16 protein-coding genes and 2 pseudogenes are annotated in these 18013 nt (G+C 62.1%); 10 read left to right on the plus strand and 8 right to left on the minus strand.

Going from position 1 to position 18013, the window contains the following annotated elements:
* Window positions 1–21 precede the first annotated feature (21 nt).
* From ACZ4Z4_RS02110 to ACZ4Z4_RS02130, 5 genes and pseudogenes are all read right to left on the minus strand, one after another.
* The gene (locus tag ACZ4Z4_RS02110; protein ID WP_468322069.1) at window positions 22–906 is read right to left on the minus strand and encodes a YceI family protein; all 885 of its coding nucleotides are present in this window, start codon (window positions 904–906) and stop codon (window positions 22–24) included.
* 182 nt (window positions 907–1088) lie between these two features.
* Window positions 1089–1730 (minus strand): annotated as a pseudogene (locus tag ACZ4Z4_RS02115) (ComEC/Rec2 family competence protein); the annotation flags it as partial.
* A 445-nt stretch (window positions 1731–2175) separates the two neighbouring features.
* Window positions 2176–3045, minus strand: coding sequence for a hypothetical protein (locus ACZ4Z4_RS02120; protein ID WP_468320931.1), 870 nt, complete (start codon window positions 3043–3045; stop codon window positions 2176–2178).
* A 6-nt stretch (window positions 3046–3051) separates the two neighbouring features.
* Window positions 3052–4386 carry an AAA family ATPase gene (locus ACZ4Z4_RS02125; RefSeq protein ID WP_468320934.1) on the minus strand — a complete coding sequence of 445 codons (1335 nt, stop codon included), beginning with the start codon at window positions 4384–4386 and terminating at the stop codon, window positions 3052–3054.
* Window positions 4387–4476: 90 nt separating this feature from the next.
* A complete protein-coding gene (locus ACZ4Z4_RS02130; protein ID WP_468320937.1) occupies window positions 4477–4866 on the minus strand; it encodes a C-terminal helicase domain-containing protein in 390 nt (129 codons plus the stop codon).
* Between the two features lie 9 nt (window positions 4867–4875).
* On the opposite strand from ACZ4Z4_RS02130, the gene ACZ4Z4_RS02135 reads away from it, so the two are divergent.
* Window positions 4876–5067 carry a hypothetical protein gene (locus tag ACZ4Z4_RS02135; protein ID WP_468320939.1) on the plus strand — a complete coding sequence of 64 codons (192 nt, stop codon included), beginning with the start codon at window positions 4876–4878 and terminating at the stop codon, window positions 5065–5067.
* Between the two features lie 40 nt (window positions 5068–5107).
* Here the strand turns inward: ACZ4Z4_RS02135 and ACZ4Z4_RS02140 are convergent.
* Window positions 5108–5284 (minus strand): annotated as a pseudogene (locus tag ACZ4Z4_RS02140) (SNF2-related protein); the annotation flags it as partial.
* A 789-nt stretch (window positions 5285–6073) separates the two neighbouring features.
* Here ACZ4Z4_RS02140 and ACZ4Z4_RS02145 point away from each other — a divergent pair.
* Both ACZ4Z4_RS02145 and ACZ4Z4_RS02150 read left to right on the plus strand, forming a co-directional pair.
* Window positions 6074–6577 (plus strand): hypothetical protein, encoded by a 504-nt coding sequence (locus ACZ4Z4_RS02145; RefSeq protein WP_468320940.1) that lies wholly within the window; start codon window positions 6074–6076, stop codon window positions 6575–6577.
* Window positions 6578–6645: 68 nt separating this feature from the next.
* Window positions 6646–7734 carry a helix-turn-helix domain-containing protein gene (locus tag ACZ4Z4_RS02150; protein ID WP_468320943.1) on the plus strand — a complete coding sequence of 363 codons (1089 nt, stop codon included), beginning with the start codon at window positions 6646–6648 and terminating at the stop codon, window positions 7732–7734.
* 42 nt (window positions 7735–7776) lie between these two features.
* Here ACZ4Z4_RS02150 and ACZ4Z4_RS02155 read toward each other — a convergent pair whose 3' ends face one another.
* Complete coding sequence (locus ACZ4Z4_RS02155; protein WP_468320946.1) at window positions 7777–9261, minus strand: UvrD-helicase domain-containing protein; 1485 nt, start codon at window positions 9259–9261, stop codon at window positions 7777–7779.
* Between the two features lie 229 nt (window positions 9262–9490).
* Entirely contained in the window at window positions 9491–9754 is a 264-nt protein-coding gene (locus tag ACZ4Z4_RS02160) for a helix-turn-helix transcriptional regulator (RefSeq protein ID WP_468320948.1), read from the minus strand.
* Between the two features lie 1407 nt (window positions 9755–11161).
* On the opposite strand from ACZ4Z4_RS02160, the gene ACZ4Z4_RS02165 reads away from it, so the two are divergent.
* The 7 genes from ACZ4Z4_RS02165 (at window position 11162) to ACZ4Z4_RS02195 (ending at window position 17960) form a co-directional block, all read left to right on the plus strand.
* Window positions 11162–11518, plus strand: a complete 357-nt coding sequence (locus ACZ4Z4_RS02165) for a hypothetical protein (RefSeq protein ID WP_468320951.1) — start codon at window positions 11162–11164, stop codon at window positions 11516–11518.
* Window positions 11519–11790: 272 nt separating this feature from the next.
* Window positions 11791–12600 carry a hypothetical protein gene (locus ACZ4Z4_RS02170; RefSeq protein ID WP_468320954.1) on the plus strand — a complete coding sequence of 270 codons (810 nt, stop codon included), beginning with the start codon at window positions 11791–11793 and terminating at the stop codon, window positions 12598–12600.
* A gap of 57 nt (window positions 12601–12657) precedes the next feature.
* A complete protein-coding gene (locus ACZ4Z4_RS02175; protein WP_468320956.1) occupies window positions 12658–13449 on the plus strand; it encodes an SDR family oxidoreductase in 792 nt (263 codons plus the stop codon).
* A 148-nt stretch (window positions 13450–13597) separates the two neighbouring features.
* On the plus strand, window positions 13598–14554 hold the full coding sequence (locus tag ACZ4Z4_RS02180) for an N-acetylneuraminate synthase family protein (protein ID WP_468320959.1): 957 nt from the start codon (window positions 13598–13600) through the stop codon (window positions 14552–14554).
* Window positions 14555–14610: 56 nt separating this feature from the next.
* A complete protein-coding gene (locus ACZ4Z4_RS02185; protein WP_468320960.1) occupies window positions 14611–15543 on the plus strand; it encodes a GNAT family N-acetyltransferase in 933 nt (310 codons plus the stop codon).
* A 172-nt stretch (window positions 15544–15715) separates the two neighbouring features.
* Window positions 15716–16774 (plus strand): pyridoxal phosphate-dependent aminotransferase, encoded by a 1059-nt coding sequence (locus ACZ4Z4_RS02190; RefSeq protein WP_468320962.1) that lies wholly within the window; start codon window positions 15716–15718, stop codon window positions 16772–16774.
* Window positions 16767–17960 (plus strand): radical SAM/SPASM domain-containing protein, encoded by a 1194-nt coding sequence (locus ACZ4Z4_RS02195; RefSeq protein ID WP_468320965.1) that lies wholly within the window; start codon window positions 16767–16769, stop codon window positions 17958–17960. The genes ACZ4Z4_RS02190 and ACZ4Z4_RS02195 overlap by 8 nt, the downstream gene beginning before the upstream one ends.
* The last annotated feature ends 53 nt before the right edge of the window (window positions 17961–18013 follow it).

An 18013-nucleotide genomic window follows, 5' to 3' on the forward strand; every position in this document is an offset into this window, starting at 1 on the left:
ACCGGCTGGCCGGTGGGCCGGTCAGCCGGTCTTGGGGACGACCTGGATGTCGAGGTCGATCGTGATGCTGTGCCCCACGGCGGCGATACCGCGCGCGAGCATCGTCTGCCAGGTGATCGTGAAGTCGTCGCGGTGCAGTTCGGTGGTGGCGCGGCAGGCGACGCGGGTCTCCCCTTCGAGGCCCTTGCCGATGCCGAGGTACTCCGTGTCGAGCGTGACCGTACGCGTCACGCCGTGCAGCGTCAGGCCGCCGGATATCGCCCAGCGGCTGCCGCCCTTGTGGACGAAGCGGTCGCCGTAGAACTCCATCGTCGGGTAGCGCGCCACGTCCAGGAAGTCACCGGACCGCAGATGGTCATCGCGCATCTTGACCGCGGTGTCGATGGAGGCCGCGTCGATCACGACGTGCATCGCGGACTCCTCCATCCGCTCGCCCAGCCTGATCGCACCCGCGAAGCTGTTGAACCGGCCGTGGATGCGGGCGAGCCCGATGTGCCGCGCGGTGAAGCCGACCGACGAATGCAGCGGGTCGATCTCCCAGTCGCCGGGCTCGGGAAGCGCCGGGGGCGGGGCGACCTGGAGCGTGACGTCGCCGAGCGAGGCGTGCGCGTCCTCCGCGACCGTGGCGCTCGCCCGGTATGGAGTGAACCCCTCCGCCGAGACCGCGAGGCGGTAGTCCCCCGCCGGAACTGCGGTGACGAACGATCCGAAGGGGTCCGTGCCCCCGCAGACGACCTTCCGGCCCATGGCGTCGCTGACCGCGAACTCCGCGTTCCGCACGGGCTCGTTGACCGGGTCGAGCACCCGGCAGCTGAGCACGCCCGCGCTCGACGGAACCTTCAGCGCCGACAACGGTCCCGTCCGTCCAGCCAGATTCGTACGGTTTCCCAGCCAACGGCCGAACACGTGCGACACACCCCCGCCTTGCTTGACAACACCACAACACCTGCAAACCGCAACGAAGAGGCATTCGATCACCGTTGCGGCTTTCGATGCAACACGGACCCAGATCACGGGAATGCTGCCGATGCGCCGCGAAGTGTCGCGACTGGCCCGAATTGGCCCTCCCTCCTCCACATCTTGCCTGTTCACGACGGGGTTCCCCGCGGTAGCCGCCCCGGCCGGGTGGCCACTTCGAGCCGTGGCGCCGAGCGGGGGCCCGACCCCACCACCGCGATCGCCCCCTGCGTATCCGTGCGCAACACCTGCGCTCCCTGGGCCCGCAACGCCGCCAGGGTGACGGGCGACGGATGCCCGTACGAGTTGTCGGCGCCGCAGGAGATCAGGGCCAGCCGCGGCGCCGCCCTGCGCAGCAGCTCCGGGTCCTGATGGGCGGAGCCGTGATGGGCGACCTTGAGCACGTCCACGGAGGTGAGCGACGCGGCGGCCGGGGTGCGCAGCAGGGCTCGCTGGGCGGGCGGCTCCAGATCCCCGAGGAGCAACAGGGTCAGGCCGCCCGTCCGCACGAGCAGGGTGACACTCGCGTCGTTCGGCCCCTCGGGCCGCGGCACCGGTCCCGCCGTGGGCCACAGCACCTGCCAGTCCAGGGGCCCCGCGCGGCGTCGCTCCCCCGCCGCGGCCGGGACCACCGGCACACGCACCGCCGCGGCCTGCTCCCGGACGAACGCGGCCTGCTCCGGCGGCTCCTGGTACCCCGTCGTCTGGATCTCCCCCACGGCACGCCCTCGCAGCACCCCCGGCAGGCCCGCGACATGATCGGCGTGGTCATGTTCTCCACGATCCGTATGTCTCACGAGACAACGGCTGCCTGCCGCACTGAGGCGTGGTGCGGACATCACCGGGGAAAGCTGCCGTCGGATCGATGCAGCGTTGAGACATCAGAGCCTCAACTGCATGTGACGCAAGTCACTCAATAGGGGTTGTTGGGCGCTACCGCAGGTGAGTGTGTGCACGGCCGGTGTCGCGGCAGTTGCTGTGGTCCACGCAGGTGATGTTGCTCTAACTGCGTTCTGGGGTGGCGGGCTGTGTCGGCGGAGATCACATTGCTGCGGTGAGCGCCCTGTAGAGCCTCGGGCGGATCTGCCGTGTGGGAGGGATTTGGCAGAGCCGAGGCCGTACCTCACGGGGAGTGATCCTGATCTGGAGGAGGTTGAACGGCTAGCCACGGCGGCGTAGGCGCCCCGCCCCATGGTCAGCCGGCCCCGAGGCCTCCGACTACCGTGCCGCCCTCGCCAGGCGCCACGCGGTCTCACCGCTGCTGGTCTCCCAGTGGCTTGTGCTTCGGTAGATTCCGCTCCGTTCGAAATGCTCACGGCCGTAGGCGGCGCGGGCGGACCGTTCAATGACGTCCGCGCCAACTTTGGTGGCCCAGCGGCCCTTGGCGACCAGGTGGAAGGCCTTCGCCAGGTCGTGTCCTGAGCAATAGCGATGTGGTTCCTCGATGCCCGCAAGTTCGCGTCGCAGGGAGTCCAGGAGGTCGGGGTAGTCCTCCGGGTCTCTCTCGGCCCTCTTGCAAGCGATCTCGATCAACTTGCCGAGGTCAACGGAGCCATCGCGAACGCTCGCGACCTGGTCGAGTGGGAATTTGCGTAGCGCCAGGCCCAAGCTGTCACGACTGGATATGAACCTGAGGACCCCGACAGCAAAAGCCAGGTCGACACAGGCAGTGCTGATGTCGCTGTGCGAGCAGCCAGGCGCACCGCGCTTGAAGGTGTTGTTCGTGCAGAACGTGGCCGCCAGCTTCTCGTAGACGCCCGGCGTGAAGAAGATGCACGCGTCCATGTCGTAGAAGTCGGTGTAGGCCACCTCGGAACGCTTAACTCCCTCTTCTAGAATCCCGACCCAGTCTCGGTCCAGAAGCGCGAAGATGTCGCCCAAGAGTGTGCCTTCATCGAGGCGCGCGATCGCTCCGAGGGCGCGATCCTTGCCGAGGGCTGGGACAGTCGTGAAGTGCTCGTCGTTGATGAATTCATCGAGCACGTGGCAATCAGTCGGTCCTTCGAGGATGATGAAGGCGCGAAGGTCGTTCGAACGCAACATGATTAGCTCGGCGTACAGGTCATCGCCGTCAAGGATGTCGAACACTGGGACCTACTCCGCGTCCGGGCCCAGGACAACCATCCGGTCTGCCCATTTGCCGGCGATCTGTGGCGAGTGAGTTGCGATGATCGTCCGGAACTTCGCCAACTCGGAGATTTTTTGCAGATCACGCATGAAGGCTTTCTGCCATGAGACGTGCAGCGAAATTTCCGGTTCATCGATCAGAACCAAGGCGCCAGGCTCCGTATTAAACAGTAGGTCGTAGGTGAGAACAAGTTCGTGTTGCTCGCCAGATGACAGCGAAGCGAGGTCTAGTTCCTCGCTATTATCATCGATGATCTTGAAGCCCTGGTTGCCGTCGATCTCCAGAGTCTTGAAGAGGAAACGGCTGTTAACGACGTCACGCAGCAGGGAGACACGATCAAGGATGTCATTAAATGTTGAGAGTTTGTCCTCAGTATCCCGCAGGTATGTCCACAGCACGGCCCGTTGCCAGGGCTCCATCTCCTCGGGAATGTCGATCACTTCGGTCTGCTCGTCGACCAGCGAAACCTCCCCCAGGCGCCGCCGCCATTCCTCCTGCGCCACGTAGCGGTCCCGGATCTCCTGCTCGCTCACATCCGCCGGCTCTTCCAAGAGTCGCCGTGGGTAGGTGCGATCCAGATCCTGTGAGGTGCGGGAATTTTCCTCCAGGGCCTTGGCGAGTCGTCCTCGGAGTTCCTTGGAGAACTCCTCAACCTTGGTCGGAGACGCGGCTGTCCGGTTCCTTCCTGGTTGTTCCTCAGAGCTCTGCAAGCCGCGGAGGCGGTGCGTGTCGATGAAGTGCACTTTGATATCACTGAGGAAATCACGCAAACTTTGCGGTGCCGGCTCGCCCATGAACTCATGAAGATCGCGTTGCATCGTCGGGTTTAGCTCACTCAGAATGTTCCAGACGTCCACGTCGGACCTGTGCACGAGAAGGTTACGCAAGTCTCGCTCGCGTCGCGAAAGGCTTTCGAATCGCGAGGATGACCTGAGCAGCGTCCGACGCAGGGCGTCTGATGTCGCGTCCGATTCTCGTGGAGACCAGGTCTCGGTTGCGACCTGATCTCCACGGAGGCGGAATCGAAGACCGTTGGTTTCCTGCACCTCTGCCTTCTCGACCGTGAGGACCGATTTGTCGCTGAACTGCAATTCCAGTGACTTGAAGGGAGTGCGGGTCAGTTCGGTGAAGTTCACAGGCCACGCGAGCGCGCTCACGAGATCCAGCAGCCTGGTTTTCCCTACCCCGTTTGGGCCGTGGACGATCACGAAGGTATCGCCTGCAGGGAAGTCGACTTTGTGGTTGAACCGGCCAAACAGGCCTTCAACCCGCACCCTGGTCAGACTGCGGTCCTGGCTCATGCGTCACCTCTACCTCGTCACCGTAAGCGGCGTCACTGATGCTATCGCCGTCCCGCGGTCCTCAGCCGGTGTTGCCCCAGTTCATTGAGGTCAGCCCCGCAGACCTAGTTTGGGTAACCGTGCAGCCGAGCGCGATGGCTGGAACCAGGGGCGGTCGAAGAGGACGACGTGGCTGGCCTGGGTGAGGGTGAGGCCGGTGCCGCCGGCGTTGACGGTCATGACCATGAGCTGGCTGGAGCGGGCCTGGAAGGTGCCGATGATGCGCTGGCGTTCGCGGACGGAGGGGATGTCGCCGCTGCAGTAGAGCGGGTCGTGTCCGTAGCTGCGTAGGTGCCGCAGGAGGAGCTTGGCCACGGACCGATACCGGGTGAAGATCAGCGTGGATGCCTCGGGCGCGGTCAGGGTGGGCAGCAGGTCGTCGAGTGTGCCGATCTTGCCGGAGCGGGCTGCGGCCTGCTCGGGGTCGTACTCGTCCTCCAAGAGGCCTTTGTGGCACTGGGCGGGGGTGTTGCAGATCTGCTGCAGCTTGTTGAAGAGCTCCAGCAGCAGGCCTTTGCGGTGTACTCCGTGGGCGTCGCGGATGTCCTGGAAGGTGTCGTCGGCAGTCTGCTGGTAGAGGGCGATCTGTTCCTGGGTGAGGCTGACGACCGCGGCCGGATCTCCTTGGGGGCAGCTCGGTGAGGATGCCCGGGTCGCTCCTGTGGCGGCGCAGCATGAACGCGCTCATGAGGCCGGACAGACATGTGGTGCGCTCGGTGTCGGCGATGTTGTCTTCGATGGGGCGGGCGAACTGGTCGCGGAAGGTGCGCTGAGTGTGGAACAGTCCGGGGTTGAGCCAGTCCATGAGGACCCACGCCTCGGTGAGCTTCTTCTCGACCGGGCTGCCGGTCAGGGCCACCCGGACGCCGGTCCTGACGCGGCGCAGGGCGCGGGCGGTGGCAGTGGTTCTTGACCATCTGGGCTTCGTCGGCGACAACCAGGTCGAACGTCATGAGGGCCAGCAGGTCGATGTCGCGGCGGAGCGTTTCGTAGCTGGTGATGACGACGGTGCGGTTGATGGCGTCTTCGAGAGTGCGGCCGGCTCCCGGGTAGCGCAGGGTCGTGTCGGACGAGAGAAAAGAGTCAGTATCCAGGGCTCTAACCTGGGCACTGAAGTCTTCCCTACGCAGCTGGGATCGGAAAAATGCGCACTGATCTGTTCAGTGCGCAGACCATGGTGGGCGTCTCCCTGGGCACAGCCGACAACCAGGCCCGTGGGAAGTGCCGGTCCGTGACGTAGAAGGCACTGATCACGTGATCAGTGGTGAGAACCATGCTGCGACCCTGCTTCCGGTGGCCGTGGCGAGAGCTGCCACCAGCCACCCAAAGGCGCGCTGAACCGTCAAGTACCGCCCGTGGCCAGTGGATCCGAACGCTGAACGACTCACGGCCTCCAGGTTCTTATAAAACTCGACCCTCTTGTGAGGTAGAGTCTTTATAATTGCGCTGCCGACTCCCGGAGGCCCTCTTGCCCCTGTCCCTCGTGAAGCCATCTCATGATCCCAGCGACGTACAGGCCCAGTTGGGCGGCATAGGGACCAGGCTAGAGTTTCTGCACGATGTACTGCGCGCGGGCGAAGCCGCGCGACGCACGGCTGTCCGTAATGATCCGACAGGAACGGCAGGTCGGCGGGCCTATGAGGCGCACGTGCGGACCATCCGAGAGCTGCACATCGCCAAGATGAAATGGGTTCGGCTTGTCCATGGTCGCCTTGAACTGGTCTGCAGCGCGGACCGCTCGGTCGCGATAGGCGTGATGGTCGGCGATGCTGCGACGGGGCAGGCGAGCCTGTTCCCGAAGAACGCACGTCGGCGTGGAGCCGCCACCGAGATGGTCACCCGAGTCAACGCCGGTGACGTCGCCTTGCCCGTGCAGACAGCTCTGTTCGCAGCTGGCGCGGGCCCCAATGGGGTGGCGTTGAGTACAGAAGAAGCCTCTGCCCTGAAGACGTGGTTTCTGCTGTCGTACCGCACCAGGGTCGGCGACAAGGTGCGGATCGACTGCGAGCTGTCGCAGCCGCAGCGCTTCCAGGACGGCTTCGTGATCGAATGGGCAAGGAGGATTCCGCTTCCCGCCCTCGTGATGGACGGAATCGAACCTACAAACGATGATGGGCCTGAAGAGATCGACATCTCAGTCGACTTCCGCTGAGGCCCGTGGGTGGGGCGGCGCATCATGTTGCCCCACCGTGCACTACCAATGACTTAGGCAGCCCTCACATGGTGACCCCTTCCCGCATCACGCTGGCCCGCAAGCGCAGAGGCCTCACTCTTGCCGAGTTGTCCGGCCTAGCTGGGGTATCGTTGCAGAGCCTGTCGAACTACGAGACAGGGCGCACTGCACCACGTTCCGAAACCCTCACCAAGATCGCCTCCGCACTCGACTTTCCGGCAGCCTTCTTTAAGGGGCCTGCGCTGGATGAGCTTCCCGCGGAAGGTATCTCGTGGCGGGCACGCAGCAAGACGTCAGCGAGGGTCCTGGACGCCGCACGGGCCGCTGGCACGCTGGGTGCGTTGCTCTACGACTGGATCGACGAGAGATTCCGCCTCCCGGCAGTGGACGTGCCCTCACTGGGCAAACCGGATCCGGAGACAGCTGCTGGCATGTTGCGCACCCGCTGGGGCCTGGGGGAAGCCCCGGCGCCCAACACGGTGCACCTTCTGGAGGCGCACGGAGTGCGGGTCCTCTCGCTGGACCCAGACCACGCCGAGGTCGACGCGTTCGCGGCGTGGCGCGACGGCGTCCCGTTCGTATTCCTGAACACCCTAAAGTCAGCCGAACGCGGGCGCTTCGACGCAGCCCATGAACTGGGCCATCTCGTCATGCACGGTAGCGAGCACGCCTGCTCCGGCCCCGAGGCGGAACGGCAGGCCAACGACTTCGCCTCCGCGTTCTTGATGCCGCGATCGAGCGTGCTGGGACATATGCCGTCTGGTGCACACGTCGATCAGATCCTTCGGGGCAAGCAGATCTGGAACGTCTCCGCGATGGCCCTGACGTACCGCATGCACGACTTGGGGCTGCTCTCCAACTGGCAGTACCGCTCCACCTGCGCGGAGCTGAGCCGCCTGGGGTACCGGTCGGGCGAGCCGCAGGGAATGAGCCGCCGCGAGACATCACAGGTGTTGACCAAGGTCTTCACCGCGCTGCGCTCGAAGCGTGTGCGCCCAGGGGCCGTCGCTGCCGAACTCGGACTGACCAGCCAGGAGATGAACCAGCTCCTGTTCGGTCTGACCCTCACGACCTTCGAGGGCGAGGGCCGCCACGTCTCCCTTCCCGCGACACGCAGTCTGTCGATCGTTCCCTGAGCAGCCCCCTGCCACCGGGGTTGGGCCGCGAGGACGGTGGCCTCAGGGGCGGAGCGCTGTGGGGTTATCGGGGTGCTGATCGATCCAGCTCAGCCCCGCAGGGTCAAGGTGGTGGCGGGCGCGGGTGACGGCCACGTAGGCCAGGCGAGCTTCTGAGTCCTTGACGGGGCCGGGTACGGGGCAGCCGGCGGCGTCGACTTCGTCGGTGTCAGAGGGCGGTGTGAAGTCGGACGCGATGCGGACACGGTCCCATTCCCTGCCTTTGGCTTTGTGAGCGGTGGAAACGGCGACCTGAGCCCGGTCTTCGGGGACGAGGCGGTTGATGGCGTGGAGGATGGCGCCGGCACCGTGTTCGTCCACAAGGTTGGCGAAGGGCTGCAGGTCTGCGCCGGCAGGATCGAGCTCGGCGTAGTCGCGCAGCTCATTCCAGGTGGTGAACAGCAGAAGTTCAGGATGGTGGGTACGTCGCCCGCCGATGAGGTCGCGGGCAGCCTGGGCCAAGGCTCGCAGCGACTCTCCCCCTCCGACCAGCGCCGTGGCAGTCCCGGCGTTGAGAAGCGCAAGGATCTCGGTGATGGCTCCGATGTTGGTCCGGCACAGGACCGCATCCGGGTTCTTCGGGTGGGGGCCGAGGGTGGTGGGGATGTCGGGAGTCCCGGTGAGCTGGATGGGAGCTTTGCTGAGGGTGAGCCAGCGGTTGGCTTCGGCGGCGAGTCGGGGACCAAAGCGGAAGGACCGGGTGAGGGTGAGATGGTGGCCGGTGAAGCCGCTCATCACGTCGCGGGCTCCTCGCCAGCCGTAGATGGCCTGCGCGGAGTCGCCGACCATGACGATCTGGGTGTTCTCCCTCTGGGCCAGGACGATCTGTTCCAGGACGGGGTTGGTGTCCTGGGCCTCGTCCAGCAGCAGGAAGTCGCCGGGCAGGACGGGTTCGGTCAGAGCCCACATTTTCAGGTAGTGGTCATGCTCGAAGCGCACCATGCCCGCATCAGGACTCTGCAGGTCGCTCCAGGCCTTTGCGGCATAGGGCAGCAGGAGTTCGGCTAGTTCTGCCCGGCTGTCTTCAGTGTCGATGCCGCGCGGCGGCGGGACGTGGTGCGGGGCGAGTTCAGTGTCGGCGGACTGGCAATAGCGGGTGACCGTCCGCAACACGGTATTGGACAGGGTGGCGGGCACGAGATCCCGCCCGTTGATGCGGGCGGGGGCGTTCAGGCCCAGGTCCTGCCCGACCTTCCAGCCGGGTCTGCGGGGGCTGTTGAGGCGGTCGCGATACCGGTGGCCGAGGGCGGCGTACGCCAGAGAATGGGCGGTCTTGCACTGTACTGATGCGGGGAAGCGGGCAGTAGCGTCCAGGGCGATGGCTCGGTTGAAGGCGAGGTAGCGGCCGCGGCGGGCGGGTGTCTGCTCCGCGAGGAAGACGAGGGTGGAAGTCTTGCCGGTGCCAGCGCCCGCCTGGATCGCGAGATGCTCGTTCTTGCCGAAAGCCTCAACGGCGGCGGCCTGTTCCTCGGTGGGAGCGAAGGGCATGTGAACAGATCTCCGGATGCTGACGGCCCCAACACGTCCGGCTCGGACGCAAAGGGGGCCTGGTTCGTGGGGCAGATGCCGGAGTAGAAAGTGCCAGCAGACACGCCCACAGCCCCTATGCGCACCATGGGTCCCCTTCGATCGAGTGCCAAGAAGCCTATACATGTACGTATCCCGTACAGGCGTACGTCAGCTGGTTTCCCTTCGAGTGATCAGACGAAAGCCGACTTCAAGGCCGCGGGCGGGGAGCTTCGTGACCGGTGCACAGCGGGTCGAGGAGGTCGCCCAACGGGATGCTGAAGGCGTGAGCCAGAGCGTGCCAGGTGCCCAGGCTGCCGGTGGTGCGGCCCTGCTCGATCTCGATGAGCGTGCGGCGGGACAGACCGCTATGGGCGGCGAGCTGGTCATAGCTCCAGCCGCGCTCCGCGCGAAGGCGGGCGAGGAACTGCCGCAGCGCCGTCGCGTCGGGTTCCGGCGGCGGGGTGATCGTCACCCGACCATCCGACGGGGCAGGCACCTGCCCTGACAGTGCATAGGTCTGCCCTATTTGTGTGCGTACGGAGACATCTCCGCCAGGGCACAGGTCTGCACTACGGTGTCCGCGCCCGGAAGCGCGCCAAGACGGGAGCCCGGGCTTGCCCGATCACGACCTGGAGGGACCGAATGCCCACTGCTCTGCCCTCACGGGCGTGGAGTGTCACGATCAGCTGCTCGGCGGGACGGCTCGTACTGGGATGCAGTGCTTGCCCCTCGCCCATCGCCGTGAGGAGTGCCACCGGCGGGCCCGAGCTCCGTCGGCACCTGGCACGCCACTTGGCCGAGTGCCACCTGGCTGCACACCTTCGGGTGTGCCACTGTCGCGAGCAGTCCTGCGTATGGCATCGACGGCAGGCACCATGCTCTGGCCCCCTCCGGCTCCTACTTATCCGGGCCGACAACGGCCGGACCTGGCACCTTGCCGACACCTGCAACGGATGCGCTGTCACGATCCCCCACGCCGCCGCCGTCCCAGAACCTCCAGCGCCCACGACCACTGGCTTTGATGGCCAGGCTTCCAGCTACAGCGCCACAGCGAATGCGGCAAGCGAGTACAGCGAATGGGTGGAAGTTCCTTGAAGGGCACCTTCATTAGCGCGTTGACCGAAGGTTCTCCCGGTGAGAGCACCGGCCCAGTGCCGTGGAGAACACGCCCGGGGCAAGCTCCACAGGTCAGGGAGTCTTCGCTTCACCGCATGCACGCGGCATGGCGACCAGAACCCTTCTTCGCTTCTTCCACCTTCTACCGCTGGCGCGGCGACGAGCGCGAGCCGTACGAACGCAGGCGCCGCGACGCCGAGCTCACCCAATAGATCCGGCGGACCCTCGTCAGCTCCAGCGAGATCTGAGGCTCTCGGCGCGTGCAGGCCGTCCTCGAACGCAGGGCGTTCATGTCGGCCGTAAGTATGTTGAGCGATTGTTGCGCGAGGCCGACATGGCGGGCATCAACCCGCGACGCGAGGGCCTCACGCGCCGTGATCCGAAGCCACCCCGGCCCCAGACATGATCGAGGCGGATTTCCCCGCGCCCGCGTCGAACCTGCTGTGGGTCACAGACCTCACCGTGACCTCCACCAGTGAGGGCCCGATGTCGCTCTCGGCGAGCCGGGATGGGCTCTCGCGTCGGGTTGTGGCCTGGAGGCCACTGCCCGCGCGAACACCGGACTGGTCCGAGTACGCCCTCGTCACGGGAGGTTAAGCCCGGCTCGCTCGTGACCACGCAGATCACGGCTACCAGTCCACGTCGGCGAAGCTGACAGCTCCGATGTGCGAACGGGAGTACAGGGCACTTAGGGCTCGGCCGCAGACTCGTGTAATAGCGCCATCACGGAAACCTTCGGACGCTCATCCGACCGAGTGCATCCGTGGGCCATACCTACACCACCCGAGCCGGCACCAACCTGGCGCTCTTCGAGTACATCGCTTCTATCAGTTGTGGCGCATCCAAAAGCGCCTCGGCTACCTCAACCCGATCGGGTTCGAGGAAGCACTACCCCGACCAGGCAGCGCTCGACCAGGACCGCTGCCCCGCCCCGGCGAACATTGGCCATCTCGGCACCGACGCCGGGCTGCAGGCCGCCTCACGGAAACGCCCCGACCTAACCGGCGGCCTCGGCCTAGATAACGAGACGTACGACAAGTTCCACCGCGGACTCCGCTTCCCCGACGAGCGGACCACGGCCGAGTTCCGAACCAACGAATGCAGGATAAAGCTGCCCTGACCAGCGACGACTTCGCGAATTCGGCGTGCACCACGCCTGCGGTCGTGATCCGCATCACCCAACGACCGGATACGTACACGACCCATGGCTGTCGTACCAGTCAGTGGCTGAAACCCTCTGCCAGATTACGGATAAACAGTGAAATAAGGGGCTCGCATAAACATGAACGGCAGGTAAACACTGACTTAAATAAAAGTGTTGACATGGCGACATCCTTGAATGAAAGTGGCCCGGGAGAGATCGCGATCGCCTGATAGCGAGGGGAACTACTAGTGCCGGTAGACGAAATACCCGAAGCAGGTAACCCTTGCGACGGCTCTAAACTGCTTGACTTGATGCCGTCGCGCACTTCGAGTGATCTCGAAGAGGCGATGACTCGCGCTTCGCGAGCGACACAGATCATCGGAGAGTACCTTCCGGACCGTTCGTGGACGCTTTACGCCCTTGGGAGTATCGGGTACGGCGGCTACGTTCCCGGGTGGAGCGATATAGACCTGGATGTCATTGTTTCCAACCCGGGCGAGATTGACCTTGCGAAGCTGTCGAAGGAAATAACCACAGCATCAAACGAACCGGCAAGTGACGAGATCGATGTAAAGCTGTTTGATCTGGGAGCCCTGATTGACCGTGATAGGTCCATTGACTACGGCATTTCCAATCGCGTGGTCATGCTCCTCGACTCAGCCAAGCTTCTCTACGGACCTGATATTCGAACCCTTTTGCCGAGGCCGAGCCGCGCGGAACTCCAGAGTGAGGCGCGGCAGATCGCGGAAGCCTTGACTGGGAAACCGGAAGAATGGTGGAAGACAAGGCCGGTTGATGACTTGGCTGCAATCATCGCGCTACCCGCGAGGCTCTATTACACGACAACAGTCGAGAAGGTTACGAGCAAGCAGCAGGCGTTCTCATTCTTCCTCAAGAGCGACGTGATTGATACGTATCCGCCGGATGCCTGGACTTGGGCTACCTGGGCGTACCTGGCTCGCTTTACGGCCGATGCCAGAAAGCCACCAAACTCAAGTATGCCAGCGCTTCGGAGTGCGGCGCGGTCTGGGCTTGAGTGGGTACTCCAGAGACTGTGAATCTTGTTAGAGATTTAGGAATCACACGCCGAAGATACGCAATGAGGAGACCGCTTCATGACCTCGGTAGATCGATTCGACCTTTCTGGGCGCGTCATCGTCGTCACCGGGGGGCTCGGGATGCTGGGCGCCAACTTCACTCGGTCACTGACGAACCGGGGAGCACGTGTGGCCATCCTCGACAGCTCAGCAGCGTCAGACGGCATAGAGTCGGTTGATAAGAATTCGCAAGTCTGCGCTATTAGGGCCGATGTTTCCAAAGTCGACCAGGTGCGCGAGGCGTATAAGGCAATAGAGTACCGGTGGGAAACACCCACGGGGCTCATTAATGCGGCCGCTGTTGACTTTCCCCCCGTAGAGAATGCGCTTACCAGTTCTTTCGAAAAAAATAATGCGGAGCAATGGGACACCGTAAACCAGGTAAACATCAATGGGGTTCTTAACTGCAGCCAGGTGTTTGGTGGTGCTATGGCCCAGGCAGCCGGCGGCAGCATCGTCAACATCGGTTCCATATACGGCCAGGTGAGTCCCGACCACCGCATTTATCCGAGCGGTTTCACTAAGCCGATCTCGTACACGGTCAGTAAGGCCGCCATGCTGGGTATCAGCAAATACTTGGCAACTTACTGGGCTTCAAAAGGTGTTCGGGTGAATACCCTCGTGCTTGGGGGAGTCGAGGCGGCAGATCATTCGCATGAGTTCATCGAGAGCTACTCTCACCGTGTTCCGCTCGGACGCATGGCGCGGCCCGATGAGTACGGTGATGCAGTGGTATTTCTGCTATCCGCAGCCTCTTCCTACATGACAGGTTCCCAGCTGCTCATCGATGGCGGGCTCACTGCCCTCTGAGAAGCCAGCAGATCTTGTTCACCTCAGCAAGAACAAGCGAAAGAGTAGACGCACGCCCATGCCTAGAATTCGTATCGGAAACGTGGCGATTGGTCATGATGAGCCGGCATTCGTCATAGCGGAGATCGGACAGAATCACCAGGGATCCGTGGAAACCGCCAAGAAGCTGTTTACGGCTGCCGCTGACGCTGGGGCATCCGCCGTCAAGCTGCAGAAACGTGATCCGCGCGCCTATACAGATTCCTTTAATGGAAGCAGCTACGACGGCCCGAACAGCTTCGGCAAGACATACGGAGCGCACCGAAAACAGCTGGAATTCGGAACAGCAGAGTATCGGGAACTGAAGTCCTTCGCTGAAGATCTCGGTCTTCTCTTCTTCGCGACCCCTTTCGATACCTATAGCGCTGAGTTCCTGATGGAGCTCGACATGGAGGCCTTCAAGATCGCCTCCGGTGACATTTCCAACCACCCGCTGATCGAACTTACGGCTGCGTCAGGCAAGCCCATCATCATCAGTACGGGCGGAGCCGATCTGGTAGAGGTTACAGCCGCCTTTGAGGTCGCCACCAAACAGAATCAGAATATCGCGTTGTTGCAATGCACGTCCACATACCCCACGCCGGAGGACGAACTCAACGTATCTGTGATCAGGGCGTTTGGAGAGTCATTTCCCGACGCTGTCGTCGGCCTCTCCTCTCATTCGTTGAGCCTCCTTCCTTCCGTGATGGCGTTCACCCTGGGGGCCCGGGTCTTTGAATACCACTTCACCTTGGACCGCTCCTGGAAGGGCAGCGATCACAAGATCTCGTTGCAGCCTGAGGAGCTCAAGAACCTGGTGGACTCGCTCCGGTTCGCGCAGCGGGCTCTCGGCGACGGCAAGAAGTTGCCCGTGGAAAGCGAGTTGCGGCAGCTGAGTAAGACTAGAAAGAGCCTGGTGGCAGCACGGGGCCTCACTCGGGGAGAAGTGCTTGGCCCGGACGATATCGCGATAAAGGTGCCAGGTGGTGGTGCCTACCCTTCCCACCTTCCCGAGCTGCTAGGCCGCCGACTCTGCACTGACCTGTCGGCTGATGATCCCATCACCTTCGATGCCGTCGAGAAGTAAGTAAGCAGGATTCCTACTTACATCGATACATCAAAGGCGGAAAGGGATTCTAAGGCATGAAGATTGAACTAAAGGAAGGCCTTCGCGTCGCCCTTGTTGATACCACCGAGGCGATGTCACTGGATTGGACAGTTGATCTACCTGATGCGGATGTCGTGCGTGTCATGAATCCTAGCGTCGACTCTTGGCTTGACCTCCGTAAGGCCGGTTTCACTGTCAAGCCTAGCTGGGTTAACTGGCGAGCAGAACTTCATGCCTCGGAAGCAGAATACCTAAAGCGTCTCTCTAGCTCCGAGAGGCGCAACATCCGACTCGGACTGCGCTTTGCTGAGGAGAGAGGCATCGTAATACGGGTTGAGGAAGGCTTGCATCCGGACGCACTTGAGGAGTTCTTGATCCTATACGATGCTCAAATCGCTGGAATGCGAAATGGTGTCGGCTATGCTCGGCGGCAGGAGACGCAGCTAATTCAGCGGCGTGGCGAGTATCTCAGCGTGTATGCCTACCAAGGTGACAAAATGGTGGGAGGCTGCCTCTGCCTGCTACGACATGACACGTCTATGCTGCAACTTCGCTTCGCCGCTGCGGCACAGCCTGAGCGACAAGGCCGGCTTCAACGGGCAGTCTATATGAAGGCATTTCAAGCAGCCCGCGATCGAGGCCTGCGGTTGATGTCACTCGGCAACGATCCCTCGCTGTACGGACACATAACCAGCCCTGGCCTCTTCCGCTTTAAGGCGCGACTGGGATTTACTCCGGTCCCATCACACCACGTCGATCCCGCAGTTGGTTGGACCGAGGCAGACCGAGTGCTGAGTTTGCAAAAACTGAGCGATCCCTCGTTGATGCTGGCGTACCCAATAGCTTCCCCGGGTGAATCTACGACCCTCCAAATGATCCTTTTTACTTCCAGCGCCGAAGTGGCTGCAGAGGAGTACCAAGCGGACTTCCTGTCCGGAATCGAAACGAGAACGATTCTGCCTATTTAGCCCTTCCGTTTGAGCTTCGGTAGCCGTGCGTATTGGAGCCGCTGGGCCGAGGAGGAAATAAAGTGCAGGCGGCACGCCCTCATTATCAATGAGGGTAAGGCAGAGACCACTTAGCCTCTGTCCGGGCATATTTTTTCATCACCTCAGAGGGCGAATTGGAGTTATTCCCGCTATGGAGCCACGCTCACACATTGAAAAGCTTCAGCGCTCCGCGAGCCCTGGATATCCCCGTGGTAACTACCTGCGTCTGGACCGGAACGAACTGGTACCGGACATTACGCAAGAGGTGTTTGAGGGGATCAGGTCACGTCTCTCACCGACGACATTCACTTGCTATCCGGCAACCGGTCCGCTGTACGACGCACTGGCAGCAAAAACGGGGCTGGACCAGTCGAATATTCTGGTCGGTGCGGGTTCGGACTGGCTGATCCGGAACGTCTTCGACGCCTTCTGCGCACCCGGCACCCGGGTGGTCATGCCAGTGCCAACCTATGGCATGTATGAGGTCTACGCGAACATCAACCAGGCGGATCTCATTACCGTCGACTACCGGATTGATCTTGGTTTCCCTACGCAGCCCGTGCTGGCGGCGATGGCGCAAGGAGCCGACATCGTAGCGTTGGCCAACCCAAACGGTGCGATTGGTAGCGCCATTCTAGAGGAGGACCTCGCGCAGATCCTCGAAGTGGCTCGTAGTTCAGATGCGCTCGTCATTGTGGATGAAGCCTACGTTGAGTACGGCGAGACCGACTGCAGCACCTACATCGAACAATTTCCGAATTTGCTGGTCGTGCGTACCTTCTCCAAAGCCCTTGGCCTCGCCGGACTCCGTGTTGGATATGCACTTGGCAACGCCGGCCTCATCCGCTCCGTCGCAAAGCTCCGGCCGAATGTAGAGGTTAACCAGGTTGCCGTGGAGGCCGCGCTATATCTGCTGGAGAACGAACAACTGGTATCCGACCACGTGCGAGCTGGTATTTCCGGCAAGGGCTATCTGAGCCAGTGCCTTCGCGACTTCGGGTTCGAGGTGTACGAAGGGCATGCCAACTTCTTGCAGACAAAGTTTGGTGAACTCCGGGGAAGGATCCTTGACCGGTTCCGATCAGAGGAAATCCTAGTGAAGGACGAACAGGACCCCATTTTAAGTGACTGGACCCGTATCACTATCGGCCCTGTCCAACAGATGGGACGAGTCGTTGAGTGCATCCGATCGGAGATGAAGAATGCTTGATGAAGCTCGCCTCGATAGTCCGGATACTGACTTCTTCAAGAACGCTAGGTACATCGGGACCCAGTCAACTCCCGATCTCCGACATCAACTCAGGGGTGAAGTGGAGAAACACCTCACGCGAAAAAGTGACGATCCTTCATTTAGCGAGGATATGCAGGGCGTCATGAGCTATCTTGCCAATGAAGAGGATCACGATTCGGAGGGCCGGGATCAAGGGTACGCCAAGCAGTCTTTCAGTCGAACCGAAATTGTAACCGCTATCGGTATGCCGTTGGCGCGACGGGCCGACTATTTGTTGTACCGCTACCGCTTCAATGAGTATCCACGCAGGCGTCAGACTGCGCGTATGCCGATCATCTTGGCAGTCGAGCCGACAAGCGTCTGCAATCTTCGCTGCACAATGTGTTTCCAAGCAGACGAACGTCTGCGGCGGAACCGAAAGCTCATGGGCTTCATGAGTCGGGAGCTCTACGAGAAGATTGTCAGCGAGGCCGCTGAAAAGGGTGTGGGCGGTATCGTACTCGCTAGCCGCGGAGAACCGCTTCTGCATAAAGAGATTGCCGATTTCGTCCGGATTGCCAAAGATTACGGCATTATGGACGTTAAACTCAACACCAATGCCACGAAGCTCACGGCCGACATGGCTCGAGCGCTTCTTCGGGCCGGCCTAGACAATCTCGTCTTCTCCGTGGACTCGGCTGAGAAGCACCAGTTTGAGAAGATTCGGGTTGGTGCCAAGTTCGACCAGGTCGTCGCCAACATCAAACAGTTTAACGAGATTCGTAGGACAGAGTTCCCGGACTCTCCCACACGCACTCGGATATCAATGGTGCTGCTCGATGGAGACCAGGATGCCGAGTATGCAGCAGAATTTTGGAGCGAACTCGTCGACGAGTTCGCGGTTCGCTGGGAAATCCCACGGCTGGGGATCTATGACAAGGAGGAAATTACTGGAGACCGCCCCTGCTCGTTGCTATGGGAGCGCCTCTACATCTGGTGGGACGGCATCGTAAATACTTGTGACGAGGACTACCTCAGCAAGTTGCAGATTGGCCAGGTGTCCGTGGATTCAGAGGAGACGATCGAAGGGCTGTGGAATGGGGGCCGGATGGAATTCTACCGGGAGATACACAGTGCGGGTAAGCGTCGCACCATCAACCCGTGTGCCCAATGCCCGGGACTCTAATGGGGACTACTGGCTGACATGTACGTCGACGGTTCCATCTTAGCGTCGGAAGG

It is taken from the genome of Streptomyces sp. NPDC030245 (assembly GCF_055572995.1).